Origin of the sequence: Domibacillus epiphyticus (genome assembly GCF_001975785.1) — a bacterium.
Lineage (GTDB): Bacteria > Bacillota > Bacilli > Bacillales > Domibacillaceae > Domibacillus > Domibacillus epiphyticus.
In genome coordinates this window covers 194,674-209,578 of sequence record NZ_MSFI01000006.1, presented here as the reverse complement: position 1 = coordinate 209,578, position 14,905 = coordinate 194,674, and the positions used below count along the sequence as shown (strand labels likewise).

Genomic DNA, 14,905 nt, shown 5'->3' with positions numbered 1-14,905 from the left:
CGTTGACGTTTTTATTGATTTTGTTCAGTTTTCAATGTTCAATTCTCACTTTAGCGCCGTTGCTCAAAAACTTAAAACAGCGACTTTTACATAATACCAAGATGAATCAAATTCGTCAAGGATTATTTGAAATTTCTTTTAGCTGTTCATATGTTCTCAACAGCGACGCTTATTAATATAGCATCCTAAATATAAAAGGTCAACATTTTATTAAAATTATTTATATTTCTTTACATACCTGATAATAACGATGGAAAATCCCGTGTCCTTTTGTTTGGATAGATACACTCCTCACTAGCTTCCGTTCTAGTAAATATTCGATTAAAGTAACGAGATCAACAGCGTAGTGTGCAACTTCATCATGATTTAGCAGATCATTTATGCTCCACCACTCTTTTTGCTTCATAAGAAACAATAAGTGACCGGCTCCTTTTTCCGTACGTGAATGTATTAAAAAATCACTTGCTAAAAAAAGCAGTTCCAGCCTTTTTTGCAGGTCTTCGTCACTTGTCAGCAGTTCTTCATATAACTTATAAATTTCTGGTTCAATGTGACGGACCTGATTCCATACCGTTAATTCCGGATAGTAGCCATTTTCGATTATAGCCAATCTCGCAAGGTGATGAAGTGAATGAAGGACGTGATTGTAAGCATCAAGATAGTGAGCGTCGTTAAAAAAAGCTTTTCCATCAGCGTAGCGTTTGATAAGTTTGGCAAATTCAATCGTCATTTTGATTTTTCGCCCATAAAACGGAAACTCTCTTATTTCTGTTTTTAAATTATGAACAAACTCATTACGATCAAATATGATGCGGCCATGATACAGCCATTCAATTACTTTCCGGTTCGTTCCAAGCAGAAGCCATTCTTTTAATTGCTGATCTGCCACAATATACATAGAAGCTGTTTCATTGTTTTGGTCAACATAATGCTTTGTAAATACAGCACCTTCAACTTCCTTTACTATAATAAGTAAAATAGAATCAAAGTTTTCAGTAAAAGCTTTGTTTTGTTCATTTTTTTCAACAACTAATACGCCAAGTGTATTCAGCTGGCTTGTCCTTTCTTGGTACAAAGGGCGAAAAAGATCTTCCACTTTTTTATTCCTCCAGACAAATTAAAAGTTCGTTCTATTACGTTTCTACAAAAATTGTCGAATTCCTGCCGTAAGACAAATGGGAAAATATGATATAGTGTTGAAAGGAGGTTGAAACGATGGCAAAAAAGTATTCAAGCAAAATTAATAAAATCCGTACATTTGCTTTAAGTCTTATTTTTATTGGATTTGTCGTCATGTATGGCGGGATTTTCTTCCGTGAAAATTTTCTCGTAATGACGATTTTTATGCTTCTCGGTCTACTATGTATTATTGCTAGCACAGTTGTGTATTTTTGGATCGGAATGCTGTCGACAAAAGCGGTGCAGGTTGTTTGCCCAAACTGCGAAAAGCCTACTAAGATCCTCGGCCGGGTAGATATGTGCATGCATTGCAGGGAGCCTTTAACACTTGACCGCACGCTTGAAGGGAAAGAGTTCGACGAAAAATACAATCAAAAAAAGAATATCGACCGGCAAAACGTATAAAAAAACCTCCATCCCAATAACGGGACTGGAGGTTTTTTAATGCAAATCTTTATGGCTGCAGTTCTGGCATGTACCGTATACTTCCATCCGGTGGTGACTTATTTTAAAGCCAGTTACATGAGCAGCCAGCTGTTCCACTTCATCGAGACCTGGGTAATGGAAATCAACAATTTTGCCGCAAGATTCGCAAATGACATGATAATGTTCTGTCGTTACAAAATCAAAACGGCTTGATGTATCACCGTATGTCAATTCTTTTACAAGACCAACTTCACGGAACACACGTAGATTGTTATATACAGTCGCCACACTCATATTAGGAAATTTCCCTTCAAGTGCTTTATAAATGTCATCAGCAGTCGGATGAGTCATTGACTGAACAAGAAATTCTAGAATCGCATGGCGCTGAGGTGTAATGCGTACGCCTGTCTGTTTCAACGTATCAAGCGCGTCTTTCAGCTGATCATGTGATTCATGGACATGTGTATGAGACATCACCATGCACCTCTTTTCTTCCTGAAAAGGATTATTACTTTATAATCTTTATAAACAGTGTACTAACAAAAACACAATTTTGTCAATATAAAAAAGAAAAACCGGCTTTCCACCGGCTCTCATTTAATATCCTTTTTTAATATCAATGACGTTTTGATACTCGCCGCCCTCTTTAAAACAAATTAAATTATGTTCAAAAATCTCCATTGCCCGTGGTACATAGGCTTTCGTAATACTCGAAATATGCGGCGTAACAGTAATGTTTTCATGTCTCCAAAATGGATGACCTTCTGGCAGCGGCTCAACTGCAAAAACATCCAAGTATGCGTGAGCAATTTCTTCATCATTGATTGCAGATAACAGCACCTGCTCCGACACAATGTCACCGCGTCCAATATTAATAAATGCAGCAGTTGGTTTCATTGCTTCAAAATGCTCATACCTCAAAGCGTTAACCGTTTCTGGTGTGCTAGGTAGTACCGCAATGACAAAATCCGCTCCCTGTACTGCTTCTTCAAGATCATTCATCTGGAATATACGGTCAAACTGCTGGGCTGGGCGGCCATTTCGATTGACGCCGACTGTCGCCATCCGAAATGCCTTGCATAGTCGGGCAATCTCCTGGCCAATTGCTCCTGTCCCTAATATAACAACTTCTTTTCCCGACAATTCCTGCAGTGGAAGCTGCTTGTTCCATGTTTCTGTTTTTTCAAGAACAGCAAGTTCAGGAAAACGTTTGACATGATTGAGCATAAAGCCCAGAGTAAATTCAGCCATCGGTATTTTGTGAATACCGCGTGCATTCGTCAGCAAGATATCCCGCTCTTCAATCGCTTTGAGCGCCATGTCTTCAATACCTGCAGATGCCGCCATAATCCATTTTAAGGAAGGACACTTTTTAATAATGTCTTCCGTTACATCACTTCCAAAAGTTACGAGTATTTCGGTTTGTTGAAGAACTGTGTCTGCTTCTTCAATATTCTTAAAGAAGAAAAATGTATCCTTTTGAAATTTCTGTTGTAAATCCGTTTGAATGTCGCGCGGTGGACGGAATGAAAACACAATATTCATCTGTCAATCCCCCTTAGCCCAATTCCTTCACTGCCTCTAACGTTTCCTCTACGTGGCCTTTTACTTTTACCTTCCGCCACTCCTTCGCGATCATTCCCTCTTTATTAATTAAAAACGTCGATCGTTCAATTCCCATGTATTCTTTTCCAAAGTTTTTCTTCAATGTCCATACGCCGTACAACTCTGCGGCCATATGCTCTTCATCTGCCAAAAGTGTAAACGGCAGTTCATGCTTTTCAATAAACTTTTGATGGCGAGATGCCGGGTCAGGACTGATGCCAAGGATTACTGTATCGAATTTCGAAAACTCGCTGTACTGATCGCGGAAGTCGCAAGCTTCTGTCGTACAGCCCGGTGTCATATCTTTCGGGTAAAAATAAAGCACTACATTTTTCCCTTTATAGTCCGCAATGTTCACCATTTCACCGTTCTGGTCCGGCAATGTAAATACCGGTGCCGCCTGTCCTGTTAATTCTTCCATCTTGATTCCCCCTTTTTTTCTTATAATCGTAGCGAATCCAATGAAAATTGGCAACTTCGATCCCAAAGGACATGAGACACAAACCTTTCCGTTTAGCCGAACCTATTTGGTCCTTTGTTGATTCCTTTTTAAATGAAGTCTACAATAAAATAAGATGATTGAATCAGGAGGACTTAATGCAATGAATTATGCTAAATCCGAAATTTTACATGAAGAAGCACTTCAACATATAGTCGGCGGTGTGAACAGCCCGTCCCGCTCATACAAAGCAGTCGGCGGAGGGTCTCCAGTAGCAATGGAGCGTGGAGATGGAGCTTATTTTTACGATGTCGACGGCAATAAATATATCGACTATCTTGCTGCGTACGGTCCAATCATTACCGGACACGCGCATCCTCATATTACAAAGGCGATTACGCGAGCGGCTCAAAATGGCGTTCTATTCGGTACACCAACCCAGCACGAAGTAACCTTTGCAAAGAAATTAAAACAAGCAATACCTGCGCTTGATAAAGTGCGTTTTGTGAATAGCGGCACCGAAGCAGTCATGACGACCATTCGTGTGGCGCGGGCGTATACAAAACGGGATAAAATCATTAAATTCGCCGGCTGTTATCATGGACACTCTGATCTTGTCCTCGTCGCTGCTGGAAGCGGACCGTCAACACTTGGGACACCGGACTCTGCCGGCGTACCAAAAAGTATTGCGCAGGAAGTCATTACGGTTCCATTTAATGAAACCGAGCCATTAAAAGAAGCCCTTGAAAAATGGGGTGAAAATGTAGCAGCTGTTATGATCGAGCCAATTGTCGGCAACTTCGGGATTGTTGAGCCTAAAAAAGGATTTTTAGAAGAAGTGAAACGTCTGACTCATGAAGCAGGAGCTCTTTTAATTTTCGATGAAGTGATATCCGCGTTCCGTTTTATGTACGGCGGTGCGCAGGATTTACTTGGGATTACACCAGATTTAACGGCACTCGGAAAAATTATCGGCGGTGGATTGCCTATTGGGGCATATGGAGGCAGAGCCGATATCATGGAAGAAGTCGCACCTTTAGGACCTGCTTACCAGGCCGGCACAATGGCTGGAAACCCTGCATCCATGCTTGCCGGTATTGCCTGTTTGGAAGTGATTGAGCAAGAAGGCGTTTACGAAGAACTCGATCGGCTCGGAGCAATGCTAGAAAATGGTTTGCTAAATGCGGCGAACAAAGCAGGCGTGACTGTGACAATTAATCGTTTAAAAGGAGCACTCACTTTATACTTCACCGACCAAAAAGTAGAAAACTACGATCAGGCAGAAGCAACTAATGGTGAAGTGTTCGCCCGGTTCTTTAAAGAAATGCTCCACCGGGGAGTAAATCTTGCACCATCTAAATATGAAGCCTGGTTTTTAACGACTGCTCATACAGAAGATGACATTCAAAAGACCATTCTAATAGCGGAAGAGGCATTTGCAGCTTTAACATAATAAAAATGAATGAAGACAGATGACCTTGGTCATCTGTTTTTTAACATCCACTTGATTTCCATGCACATCCGTTGTATAGTACAGTTTGTTTGATTCGCAGTTATTTGCGGTAAACTTACGTAAATACAGTATCTTCGGAAAGGAACCTTTTATAAAATGAAGCTTGGTGCCCGCATATTTAAAACGGGAATTGCCATCGTTTTAGCGCTTTACATCGCGGAGTTACTTGCATTGCCATCACCGGTTTTTGCCGGGATTGCAGCTGTTTTCGCTATACAGCCGAATATTTACCGATCCTATTTAACAGTTATCGAGCAAATTCAGGCAAACGTGATTGGTGCATTTATTGCGATATTGTTTGTGCTAGTATTCGGAAATCATATTATTATTGTTGGCTTAGCTGCAATTATTGCCATTATTGTTTTGCTGAAATTCAATCTTGAAAAGTCTATCAGCCTGGCTCTTGTCACCATCATTGCGGTAATGGAAGTACAAAATGATCAGTTTTTGCAATATTCGATGATCCGGATGTTCAATATTACGATTGGCGTTGCGTCAGCATTTTTTGTCAACCTTATCTTTTTACCGCCAAAATATGAAACAAAATTGTTCTTTTCCATCAACCAAGTAACGGAAGAAATTTTAAAGTGGATCCGTATTACCTCACGCAATGCTTCTGAATCCCATTTGTTAAAAAAGGATATGGTGAAGCAGCGTGAAAAACTGATAAAAATTGATCAAATGTATTTACTATATAAAGAAGACCGGACGCCTTTCAAAAAAAATCTCCGGGCAAAAAAGCGGAAAATCGTTTTGTACCGTAAAATGATTTTGACGGCACGTCGCAGCATGGATATTTTACAAAGGCTCAATCAATATGAAAATGAACTGCGCCATTTAAACCCTGATTTGCAGCGGACCATGCAGGATCATCTCGACTGTCTCGTCAGTTATCACGAACATTTGCTGCTGCGGTTTGTCGGAAAAGCAAAAACTACGGAGACATCTGAAGATTTATTTGAGAAATTCATGAACCGGGATGAGTTTATGAATATGTTCACAGACGAAATTTATAAGGAAAATAAAGAAGAACCAATGTCTTCGATTCATTTGCTTCATATCGTTTCATCGATCCTTGAATACGGTGAAAAGCTTGAGCATCTGGATCATTTAATGACAAGCTTTTACAAATATCACACAGATGATACCGCGCCTGAATATGAAGAAGAATAAAAGCCATGCCAATACCGGCATGGCTTTCTTAATGGTCAAGCTGCTGTACCTGAAACAATTTCCAGTAGCCGCCCTGTTTATTCATTAGTTCTTCATGCGTACCGTCTTCTATTACTTCACCATGTTCGATCAAAACAATTCGATCTGCGTGTGTAATTGTCGACAAGCGATGCGCTACGATAAACGTCGTCCTGGTTTTCGCAAGCATTTCGACAGCCTCTTGAATGAGGTGTTCACTCTCTAAATCAAGAGCAGAAGTTGCCTCATCTAAAATAAGCAGCGGCGGATTTTTCAAAAATACACGCGCAATGGCAACACGTTGTTTTTGGCCGCCAGAAAGCTTGACACCCCGTTCACCCACTTTTGTCTCGTAGCCGTTTGGCAGAGCCATAATAAAATCGTGTGCATTTGCCGCTTTTGCTGCAGCAATCACTTCTTCTTCTGTCGCATCCGGCCGCCCCAGCAGGATATTTTCCCGGACCGACTCACTGAACAAAATATTATCCTGAAGCACCATTCCAATTTTATCCCTGAGCGAGCGCACTTCAAAATCACGGATATCAACCCCATCAAGCAATATGCGTCCCCCTGTCACGTCATAAAAACGGGGAATAAGACTGACAAGTGATGATTTTCCACCACCGCTCATTCCAACAAGCGCCACTGTCTCACCCGCCTTCACATGTAAATGGACATCCTTTAACACCGGCGCATCTTCTATATCATAATGAAAATGAACATGGTCAAAGACGATATCTCCTGCAACATCACGGCATTCTACAGCGTCTTTTTTATCTGTAATATCGTATTTCTCATCAAGGAGTTCAAATACGCGGTCCATCGAAGCAATCGCCTGTGTGAGTGTTGTCGATGAATTCACAAGTCGGCGCAGCGGATTATAAAGACGGTCAATATACGCGATAAAAGCCGCCATTGTCCCAACCGTTAAGTTCCCTTCAATTACCTGTATGCCCGCATAACCGATAACAAGAAGAGGCGCAATGTCTGTAATCGTATTCACAACAGCAAAAGCTTTTGCATTCCACGCTGTTTGGTCAAGCGCTTTTTGCAAGAAGTTCTGATTATGTGTTTGAAACCTCTTCTGTTCGACCGGTTCAATTGCAAAACTTTTGATGACCGGCATTCCCTGCACTCGTTCATGTAAATGACTCTGAACTTCCGCCAGCGCCTGGGATCGGACTCTGGTCAATCTGCGCAAGTTGCCGAAAAAATATTTAACGGATATTGCATAGAATGGAAATACAACAAGTGCAACAAGCGTTAATTTTACATCCATTGTCATCATGATTACTGCTGCAATCACAATGGTCGCTGCATCAAGCCAGACATTCATCAGGCCGGTAATCACAAAGTTCTTCGTCTGCTCTACATCATTAATGACACGTGAAATGACCTCGCCTGCACGTGTATTTGCGTAATATTTAAAGCTGAGCTGCTGGATATGCGCAAACAGACGGTCACGAATATCGTATAAAATTTTACTGCCCGTCCATTGAGCAAAGTATTGCCGGTAATACTCAACAGGATATCGTACAATAACAAAGAGAATAAGCATCATGCCAATCAGCCAGTAGAGCTGCTCTTTCTTCTCTGCTGCAGCCATGGTCCCGCTTCCAATAATGTCATCAATCACATATTTTATGATGATTGGAAGCAGCAATGGGATGCCAAATTTAACAATTCCAATTGCTAAAGTACCGGCAATCTGCCACTTGTACGGCTTGACAAATTGCATATACCTTCTTATCACGCTCATCATCCATCCCCCTTTGTAAAACAATGAAAAAACCTGTTGAATCCTCAACAGGCGTTCAGCGGCACATTTGCAAATACTTTCCGTACCAGCGGTTAATAAAATCAGGCGCGAATGGACCCTTTTGCTGTTCAATCAAAAGCAGCAAATGATCCATATTTCGCCGTAAAATTTTATCAATTACTTCCGGATAATTCATTTCACGACTGTGCTGTCTGTACTCGTCTTCATCAAGTAAAATATAAGTCATATCTGGAAAGACCTTTACGTCAAGATCATAATCAATATACTTGAGCGCACCTTGGTCAAACACGAATGGTGAACTAATGTTGCAATAATAATGAATTCCGTCTGCGCGAAGCATCCCGATTACATTGAACCATTTGCGTGTGTGAAAATAACAAATAGCAGGCTCACGCGTGACCCATGTACGGCCGTCTGATTCTGTCACGATCGTCCGATCATTTCCGCCAATGACAATATTTTCAGTTGCTTTTACGACAACTGTTTCTTCCCACACCCGATGAATGTGTCCATTATGTTTGTAACTGTGAATCTGCACCGATTCACCTTCCGCAGGAATCGCCATCGTTTTCCCCTACTTTCTAGCGTCGCGTGCTTTTTTATATCCATTTACACGGACGGTGAAACCTTCATGTCTTATTATAACGATTTACGGCGTAAATGAAAACAAATGAAGCCCTCGGCCAGAGCCGAGGGCTTTATTTGTTGTTTAATTTATTGCTGTCTAAATGAATTTCTGTTACGGTTTGCATTGCGGGATGCTTGGTTTTGCTGTTGTACTTCCTGCACATTTGTTTCAGCAGCAAACTCCTCAGCGTATTGCTGTTGTGGAGTTGAAGGACGGGCGCTGCGCTGCGCTTGACCCATCATGCCTTGACTGTTCATTGCATTGCGGGATGCTTGGTTTTGCTGCTGTACTTCCTGCACATTTGTTTCTGATGCGAATTCATAAGCGTATTGCTGCTCCGGAGTTGAATAATTGGCGTTGCTCTGTGCTTGACCCATCATACCTTGACTATTCATTGCATTGCGTGAAGCTTGGTTTTGCTGTTGTACTTCCTGCGCATTTGTTTCTGATGCGAATTCATAAGCGTATTGCTGCTCTGGCGTAGATGGCTGTGAATTGCGCTGCGCCTGATTTGAAGCAGCGTTTTGTCTGCGAACTTGGTTAACAAATGTACCGGCTGGTGTGTTGTTGCGGTTGTTGTTCATTTTTTCACCTCTACGTTTTTTTGTCATTATGGAGTTTGATCTCCACGAAAATATCTTGACCGTAAAGGCTTCTTCTTATCCTTGTAATTTACACCAGCAGTGAACGTCCTCCATCCACAATGATCGTCTGTCCGCGAATCATATATGCACCCGGCGAGACCAAAAATAACACGGTTTGGACAATATCCTCCACTTCCACTATGCGGCCGGCTGGAGTGTTTTGTTTTGCGTCCTCTAAAATTTCGGCGCGGTTCGGAAAATGTTTTAATGCCTCCGTATCGATCGCACCTCCGGAAACTGCATTCACCACAATATTTTCCTTTGCCAGTTCTACTGACAAATAACGCGTTAGCGATTCTACTGCTGCTTTAGAGACGCCTACTGCAGTATAATTTGTCAAATAGCGGATCGCGCCGAGTGAACTAATGCTGACAATTGAACCTCCGCCATTTTTTTTCATTAATTTCGCCGCTTCTTTTGCACAAAATAATAACGCTTTGCTGTTAATATCCATCGTCCAGTCCCAATGCTTTTCTTCAAGCTCCATAATCGGACGCTGTACACCAGATGCAGCATTGTTTATGAACACATCGAGACGGCCAAATGTCTGATCGATTGTTTCAAACATCGCATTAATTTTCTCAACATCACCAACATTTGCTTTTACAACAAGTGCCTTGCGTCCAAGTGCCTCAATTTCTTTTGCCGTTTCCTCTGCAGCCGTTTTGCTGCGCGCATAGTTAACAACAATATCATATCCCTCTTTAGCCAATGCAATGGCAATCGCTTTACCGACGCCGCGGCTTGATCCTGTTACTAATGCTGTTTTCATTGGTCCAATCCCTTCACATGTTTCCATATTTTTTGATGTGACACTGAAAAAGCGAAAGACTCGACTTCTTCTTTTTCAACAAGTTTGGTACGTTCTTTCGTAATATTGCTTTCCAAAACGCCTGTGTATACATCAATTTCCCATGTTAAATGGGAAAATGCATGCGTTATGTTTGTTACTTTATCCATATTGATCTTTGCTTTTATGCCGTATTCTTTTTCAATAAGTGATTCAAGTACATGACGCGGGTTCATCGCAGAAGGCATCTCCACATTCGGAAACTGCCATAAATTCGCAAGCAGACCCGATTGCGGCCGTTTCTCGATCAATACACGGCCATCGTTTGTTGAAAGTACAACTGCGCCAATAGAAACCTTTTTGTCTGATTTCTTTTTCGTTTTGACAGGCAATTCCCGCTGAACACCTTCTTCAAATGCCATACAATGATTTTGAACCGGGCAAAGAAGACAAGACGGGGATGTTGGCGTACATATTATTGCGCCAAGTTCCATTAACGCCTGGTTAAAAGAGGACGGATCCTCTTTATACATTAGTTCACCTACTGTATATTCAAAGATTTTACGTGACGACGGCTTTGCAATATCATCCCAAATCGATAATAATCTAGAGATGACACGCATTACATTGCCATCTACCGCCGGCTCCGGGAGTCCGTATGCGATGCTTAAAACTGCGCCTCCTGTGTATGGCCCGACCCCTTTTAATGATAAAAATTCTTTTTTGTCCGCGGGTACAATCCCGTCATAATTTTCTGCAACTTCTTTAACTGCAGACTGTAAATTACGGATGCGGGAATAATAACCGAGTCCTTCCCACGCTTTAAGAACGGATTCCTCATCCGCACTCGCGAGAGAATCAATTGTTGGAAACTGATCCATAAACCGATTGAAAAAGGGAATGACCGTGTCAACCCGCGTCTGCTGCAACATAATTTCTGATACCCAGATTTTATACGGGTCGCGTTCTCTCCTCCATGGAAGGTCACGCTTTTCTATTTCATACCAGCTGACAAGATCGTGTTGAAATTTTGTAATATTCATTTTTTGCAGTTTGCTTTTTTCTGACAAATTCAATGAACCTCTCTTTTCGAAATGTTACAATTAACTAAAAATCGGGAATAACGTTTATATACTGTTTTTCGTAAAGGAGGCTGTCCTTTTGGATACCGGTACTCATATCGTCATGGGGTTTGCGCTCGGCGGGCTCGCCACACTCGATCCCGTTGTCGCATCCGATCCTGCAACAAAGTATGCCGTCATGACAGCAGCGGTGATCGGCTCGCAGGCCCCTGATATCGATACAGTGTTAAAACTCCGCAATAATGCGGTTTATATTCGAAATCACCGCGGTGCGACACACTCTGTACCAGCTGTTGTGCTCTGGCCGCTTTTGATTTCCAGTTTACTGTTTATCATTTTTCCTGAAAGCAATTTCCTTCATTTATGGCTTTGGTCGCAAATAGCGGTATTCATGCACGTATTTGTAGACATTTTTAATGCATATGGCACGCAAGCATTCAGGCCTTTTTCATCTCGGTGGATTGCGCTCGGAGTCATTAACACATTCGACACATTTATTTTTTCAATCCATGTCATTGGACTGCTATTATGGGCATTAGGTCTTCACCCCGGTCATACGTTTATCGTTATTTACGTAATTTTAATCGGCTATTATATTCTCCGCTTCCAAATGCAGGGCGCTATCCGAAATGCGGTACGCCGGCTCATTCCCGATGCGGAAGAAATTATTATTGCACCGACAATCCGCTTTAATCAGTGGCGGATTGCCGTGAAATCTCCAGATCATTTTTACGTGGCGCGCGGCTACCGCCGATCTGTGACCATTCTTGATAAATATAAACGTGTGCCCATACCGGAATCGGAATTGTTTGAAGCGGCAAAAAAAGACGTGAATCTCGATGCATTTCTTCACTTTTCACCCGTTTATCGCTGGGAAGTCGCTGAATATAATGATTGTTATGAAGTGAAATTTATCGACCTTAGGTACCGAAATAACGGGTATTATCCTTTCGTTGCCGTTGTCCAGCTCGATCTGGATTATAACATCGTCGGTTCGTACACCGGATGGATTTTCAGTGAAGAAAAACTTCGAAAAAAGCTTACATTCCTTCCGGGCGATCAAAATTAGTGTGTCACGTCATCTGAATCGTCAAGCAAATGCTTATATTTCTTGTTGCGTGCAGCAAATTCATGAAGATGACGACCATATTGATCGATCCATTTTGCGACAATTTTTTCAGTCGCTTCTTTTCCTTTATATTCATAGCCCGCTTTCGCATATGTCGTTTCAAAGTCTTCCCAGAGAAGTTCAACCCATGTACGCGCACGGGCAACTGACAGGTGGCTGTTTGTCGCAAGCAGCCGTTCTGTCAGCTTCTGAAACGTTTCTTCCATTATGAGTCACTCCTTTATTTATTTAATAACGAAATTGGAATGCCTTCCTCTTGACCGTCACCATTTATACGGTACCCCCATGCAAATACACCATTCATGTATTCGACTTTAAAATATTGCCCTGGATCGGTTGTTAGTTCATATAATTTCCCCGGCTTAAAATCTTCCGGATTCAATAAGTATGCCTGCGCCATCGTCACGCGCCGATCATAAACAGCAAATTCATTTACAATGCCAAGCTGCTCTGCTTTACGCGCTTTTTCTCTCAAGCGGGCAATTTCCTGCTTTAATTCAATTTCCGTCATGTCACTATATCGTTTTTCATTTTCCATATAAATAACTCCCCCTTTAGAAAGCATATAACATTATTCTTCCTGCAGTTTTTCAATCGCTTTATCAATTTCTGACAGATCAAATCCTTTCCGGTACAATGCCATTTTCATTTTCTGCCTGTATTCGCCTTTCTCATATGATTTATAGCGGCGATGAGCTTTTTCCGCCTGATGCATAAGTGCATTTAGTTCCTCCTCAGCGTCCGGTGGCTCCAAGACCGCCGCTTTTTTCAAAATCGAAGACGAATATCCTTTGTTCATCACATATTCTTCTGCTTTCTTTTGCCGCAAAAAAGCCGAATCCCGTTTGTGCTTTTTTAACTGCTTTTCAAAAAGCGCTGCTGCTTTTTCCATTTGCTGTTCTTCTGAAAATTGCTCCAAAAGTGTAGATGCTATTTCTTCATCGATGCCTTTTTCTTTTAATTCACGAAAAATAATAAACGGTCCTTTTTCCGTTGTCTGTATTTGCGTTTTGATAAAAGCATCCGCAAATTGTTCATCATTTAGATAACTCATTTCACGAAGGCGTGTTAAAATTTCCTGACGCGATGCTTCATCTACTTCTTTTTTCTTTAAATAATCGAGCACTTCTTTTTCCGAACGCATTCGGATTGACAAGTATTGAATAGCCGTATTCAACCCTTTTCGAACACCGTCGCGTATTTGAATTTCTTCTGTTTCTGCTTTCGAAATCTCCCGCCCTTTTTTAAGATGAAACTCAATTAATACCGATTCATCCACGCTGAAAGCATAGTTCCCATCCACTTCTATATTATAACGGTCTGTCTGTTTTTGCTGTACAGATATTTTTGTGATAACAGGCACTTACATTCCTCCCATATCCGTTTAGTTTGATATAAGCTTAAAAGGTAAAATAATAATAACGACATAAAAACAGGAGGACTATTCGATGAAAGCAGCCATAGCAGGCGGTACCGGATTTGTAGGACAAAAAGTAACCGAAGAACTCGTCCAGCATGGATATGATGTTACTATTTTAACCCGAAATATAACGAATAAGAAAGAATCAGACTCTATTCGTTATGTAAACTGGCTCAATGAAAGGGCGAACCCTGAAGATCATTTGCACGGGGTTGATGTTTTTATAAACCTTGCCGGTGAACCACTTAACAGCGGACGTTGGACAGACGAGAGGAAAAAACGAATAGTTGACAGCCGTATTTCTGCAACAAGAGAGCTAATCCGTATTATGAAGGCTTTGCCTGAAAAACCTTCCGTACTCATTAATGCGAGCGCAATCGGAATTTATCCAAATTCGCTTACGGAAACGTTCACGGAAAGTTCAATCGAAGCAGGCCAAGGTTTTCTTTCACAAACGGTGAACAGTTGGGAAGAGGAAGCAATTCAAGCGGATAAGGCGGGTATACGTACCGTTTTGACTCGCTTTGGTATTATTCTTTGTTCAGAAGACGGCGCACTACCCCGCATAGCTACGCCATATAAGCTGTTTGCTGGAGGAAAAACCGGGTCGGGAAGTCAATGGATGTCATGGATCCATGTAAATGATGCTGCTAGGGCGATCCGCTTTGCGGCTGAAAATAAAACGGTTGAAGGTCCCCTTAATTTGACGGCCCCAAACCCGGTCCGTATGGATGATCTTGGTAAAACTCTTGCCAATGTGCTCGGTCGTCCGCACTGGCTTTATGTCCCGGAACCGGTATTAAAAGCAGCGCTTGGGGAAATGAGCACACTTATTCTGGATGGACAGCGTGTTTTGCCAGAGAAATTGCTGCAGTCTGGTTTTCAATTTCATTTTCCACTAGTCCGCCGAGCGCTTGACAATTTATACAACAAACCATTGTAAAATGCGCGATTTATCTAGCAAAAAAAACTGTTTCAAAAGCTGTTATAACATGTTTTGAAACAGTTTTTTATGTATAAAGTATGTAAAAAATGTCTTATTTCTGTGTATAACCTCACGCATCCTTCTTGTGGGTTTT

The 14,905-nt window shown here is 41.6% G+C and carries 17 protein-coding genes; 5 read left to right on the top strand and 12 right to left on the bottom strand.

What is annotated here, in order from left to right; translation table 11 throughout:
• Positions 1-220: 220 nt before the first annotated feature.
• Positions 221-1,096, bottom strand: a complete 876-nt coding sequence (locus tag BTO28_RS04210) for a nucleotidyltransferase-like protein (RefSeq protein WP_076764294.1) — start codon at positions 1,094-1,096, stop codon at positions 221-223.
• 119 nt (positions 1,097-1,215) lie between these two features.
• Here BTO28_RS04210 and BTO28_RS04205 point away from each other — a divergent pair, with 119 nt between their 5' ends.
• Positions 1,216-1,584 (top strand): YgzB family protein, encoded by a 369-nt coding sequence (locus BTO28_RS04205; RefSeq protein ID WP_076764293.1) that lies wholly within the window; start codon positions 1,216-1,218, stop codon positions 1,582-1,584.
• Between the two features lie 36 nt (positions 1,585-1,620).
• On the opposite strand, the gene perR is transcribed toward BTO28_RS04205, so the two are convergent.
• The 3 genes from perR to bcp all read right to left on the bottom strand — a co-directional run bounded on the left by perR (position 1,621) and on the right by bcp (position 3,631).
• Positions 1,621-2,079, bottom strand: coding sequence for a peroxide-responsive transcriptional repressor PerR (perR, locus tag BTO28_RS04200; RefSeq protein ID WP_076764292.1), 459 nt, complete (start codon positions 2,077-2,079; stop codon positions 1,621-1,623).
• A gap of 123 nt (positions 2,080-2,202) precedes the next feature.
• Complete coding sequence (locus BTO28_RS04195) at positions 2,203-3,150, bottom strand: D-2-hydroxyacid dehydrogenase (protein ID WP_076764291.1); 948 nt, start codon at positions 3,148-3,150, stop codon at positions 2,203-2,205.
• Between the two features lie 13 nt (positions 3,151-3,163).
• On the bottom strand, positions 3,164-3,631 hold the full coding sequence (bcp, locus tag BTO28_RS04190; RefSeq protein WP_076764290.1) for a thioredoxin-dependent thiol peroxidase: 468 nt from the start codon (positions 3,629-3,631) through the stop codon (positions 3,164-3,166).
• Between the two features lie 181 nt (positions 3,632-3,812).
• Between bcp and BTO28_RS04185 the strand changes: the two genes are divergently transcribed.
• Positions 3,813-5,102 carry a glutamate-1-semialdehyde 2,1-aminomutase gene (locus tag BTO28_RS04185; protein WP_076764289.1) on the top strand — a complete coding sequence of 430 codons (1,290 nt, stop codon included), beginning with the start codon at positions 3,813-3,815 and terminating at the stop codon, positions 5,100-5,102.
• Positions 5,103-5,258: 156 nt separating this feature from the next.
• The gene (locus BTO28_RS04180; RefSeq protein WP_076764288.1) at positions 5,259-6,335 is read left to right on the top strand and encodes an FUSC family protein; all 1,077 of its coding nucleotides are present in this window, start codon (positions 5,259-5,261) and stop codon (positions 6,333-6,335) included.
• A gap of 28 nt (positions 6,336-6,363) precedes the next feature.
• Here BTO28_RS04180 and BTO28_RS04175 read toward each other — a convergent pair whose 3' ends face one another.
• The 5 genes from BTO28_RS04175 to mutY all read right to left on the bottom strand — a co-directional run bounded on the left by BTO28_RS04175 (position 6,364) and on the right by mutY (position 11,238).
• The gene (locus tag BTO28_RS04175; protein ID WP_076764287.1) at positions 6,364-8,112 is read right to left on the bottom strand and encodes an ABC transporter ATP-binding protein; all 1,749 of its coding nucleotides are present in this window, start codon (positions 8,110-8,112) and stop codon (positions 6,364-6,366) included.
• Between the two features lie 55 nt (positions 8,113-8,167).
• Positions 8,168-8,698, bottom strand: coding sequence for a nucleoside tri-diphosphate phosphatase (gene ntdP, locus BTO28_RS04170; RefSeq protein WP_076764286.1), 531 nt, complete (start codon positions 8,696-8,698; stop codon positions 8,168-8,170).
• 149 nt (positions 8,699-8,847) lie between these two features.
• Complete coding sequence (locus BTO28_RS04165; protein WP_233129820.1) at positions 8,848-9,372, bottom strand: gamma-type small acid-soluble spore protein; 525 nt, start codon at positions 9,370-9,372, stop codon at positions 8,848-8,850.
• A gap of 61 nt (positions 9,373-9,433) precedes the next feature.
• Entirely contained in the window at positions 9,434-10,177 is a 744-nt protein-coding gene (gene fabL / locus BTO28_RS04160; RefSeq protein ID WP_076764285.1) for an enoyl-[acyl-carrier-protein] reductase FabL, read from the bottom strand.
• A complete protein-coding gene (gene mutY, locus BTO28_RS04155; RefSeq protein WP_083711297.1) occupies positions 10,174-11,238 on the bottom strand; it encodes an A/G-specific adenine glycosylase in 1,065 nt (354 codons plus the stop codon). Before mutY ends, fabL begins: the two co-directional genes overlap by 4 nt.
• A gap of 118 nt (positions 11,239-11,356) precedes the next feature.
• Here mutY and BTO28_RS04150 point away from each other — a divergent pair, with 118 nt between their 5' ends.
• Positions 11,357-12,346: a metal-dependent hydrolase gene (locus BTO28_RS04150; protein WP_076764284.1), complete on the top strand. Its 990-nt coding sequence runs from the start codon at positions 11,357-11,359 to the stop codon at positions 12,344-12,346.
• Here BTO28_RS04150 and BTO28_RS04145 read toward each other — a convergent pair.
• Genes BTO28_RS04145 through recX form a run of 3 tightly spaced genes read right to left on the bottom strand, consistent with a single transcriptional unit; the run spans position 12,343 to position 13,769 of the window.
• Positions 12,343-12,612 carry a YfhJ family protein gene (locus tag BTO28_RS04145; protein WP_076764283.1) on the bottom strand — a complete coding sequence of 90 codons (270 nt, stop codon included), beginning with the start codon at positions 12,610-12,612 and terminating at the stop codon, positions 12,343-12,345. The genes BTO28_RS04150 and BTO28_RS04145 overlap by 4 nt on opposite strands.
• A 14-nt stretch (positions 12,613-12,626) precedes the next feature.
• A complete protein-coding gene (locus tag BTO28_RS04140; protein ID WP_076764282.1) occupies positions 12,627-12,944 on the bottom strand; it encodes a YfhH family protein in 318 nt (105 codons plus the stop codon).
• Between the two features lie 33 nt (positions 12,945-12,977).
• Positions 12,978-13,769, bottom strand: a complete 792-nt coding sequence (recX, locus tag BTO28_RS04135) for a recombination regulator RecX (protein ID WP_076764281.1) — start codon at positions 13,767-13,769, stop codon at positions 12,978-12,980.
• Between the two features lie 85 nt (positions 13,770-13,854).
• Between recX and BTO28_RS04130 the strand changes: the two genes are divergently transcribed.
• Positions 13,855-14,769 carry a TIGR01777 family oxidoreductase gene (locus BTO28_RS04130; RefSeq protein WP_076764280.1) on the top strand — a complete coding sequence of 305 codons (915 nt, stop codon included), beginning with the start codon at positions 13,855-13,857 and terminating at the stop codon, positions 14,767-14,769.
• The last annotated feature ends 136 nt before the right edge of the window (positions 14,770-14,905 follow it).

Excerpts from the sequence above, each read along its gene's own strand:
- BTO28_RS04205 (WP_076764293.1), top strand. The coding sequence starts at position 1,216 with ATGGCAAAAAAGTATTCAAGCAAAATTAATAAAATCCGTACATTTGCT.
- perR (WP_076764292.1), bottom strand. The coding sequence starts at position 2,079 with ATGTCTCATACACATGTCCATGAATCACATGATCAGCTGAAAGACGCG.
- BTO28_RS04195 (WP_076764291.1), bottom strand. The coding sequence starts at position 3,150 with ATGAATATTGTGTTTTCATTCCGTCCACCGCGCGACATTCAAACGGAT.
- bcp (WP_076764290.1), bottom strand. The coding sequence starts at position 3,631 with ATGGAAGAATTAACAGGACAGGCGGCACCGGTATTTACATTGCCGGAC.
- BTO28_RS04185 (WP_076764289.1), top strand. The coding sequence starts at position 3,813 with ATGAATTATGCTAAATCCGAAATTTTACATGAAGAAGCACTTCAACAT.
- BTO28_RS04180 (WP_076764288.1), top strand. The coding sequence starts at position 5,259 with ATGAAGCTTGGTGCCCGCATATTTAAAACGGGAATTGCCATCGTTTTA.
- BTO28_RS04175 (WP_076764287.1), bottom strand. The coding sequence starts at position 8,112 with ATGAGCGTGATAAGAAGGTATATGCAATTTGTCAAGCCGTACAAGTGG.
- ntdP (WP_076764286.1), bottom strand. The coding sequence starts at position 8,698 with ATGGCGATTCCTGCGGAAGGTGAATCGGTGCAGATTCACAGTTACAAA.
- BTO28_RS04165 (WP_233129820.1), bottom strand. The coding sequence starts at position 9,372 with ATGACAAAAAAACGTAGAGGTGAAAAAATGAACAACAACCGCAACAAC.
- fabL (WP_076764285.1), bottom strand. The coding sequence starts at position 10,177 with ATGAAAACAGCATTAGTAACAGGATCAAGCCGCGGCGTCGGTAAAGCG.
- mutY (WP_083711297.1), bottom strand. The coding sequence starts at position 11,238 with ATGAATATTACAAAATTTCAACACGATCTTGTCAGCTGGTATGAAATA.
- BTO28_RS04145 (WP_076764283.1), bottom strand. The coding sequence starts at position 12,612 with ATGGAAGAAACGTTTCAGAAGCTGACAGAACGGCTGCTTGCGACAAAC.
- BTO28_RS04140 (WP_076764282.1), bottom strand. The coding sequence starts at position 12,944 with ATGGAAAATGAAAAACGATATAGTGACATGACGGAAATTGAATTAAAG.
- BTO28_RS04130 (WP_076764280.1), top strand. The coding sequence starts at position 13,855 with ATGAAAGCAGCCATAGCAGGCGGTACCGGATTTGTAGGACAAAAAGTA.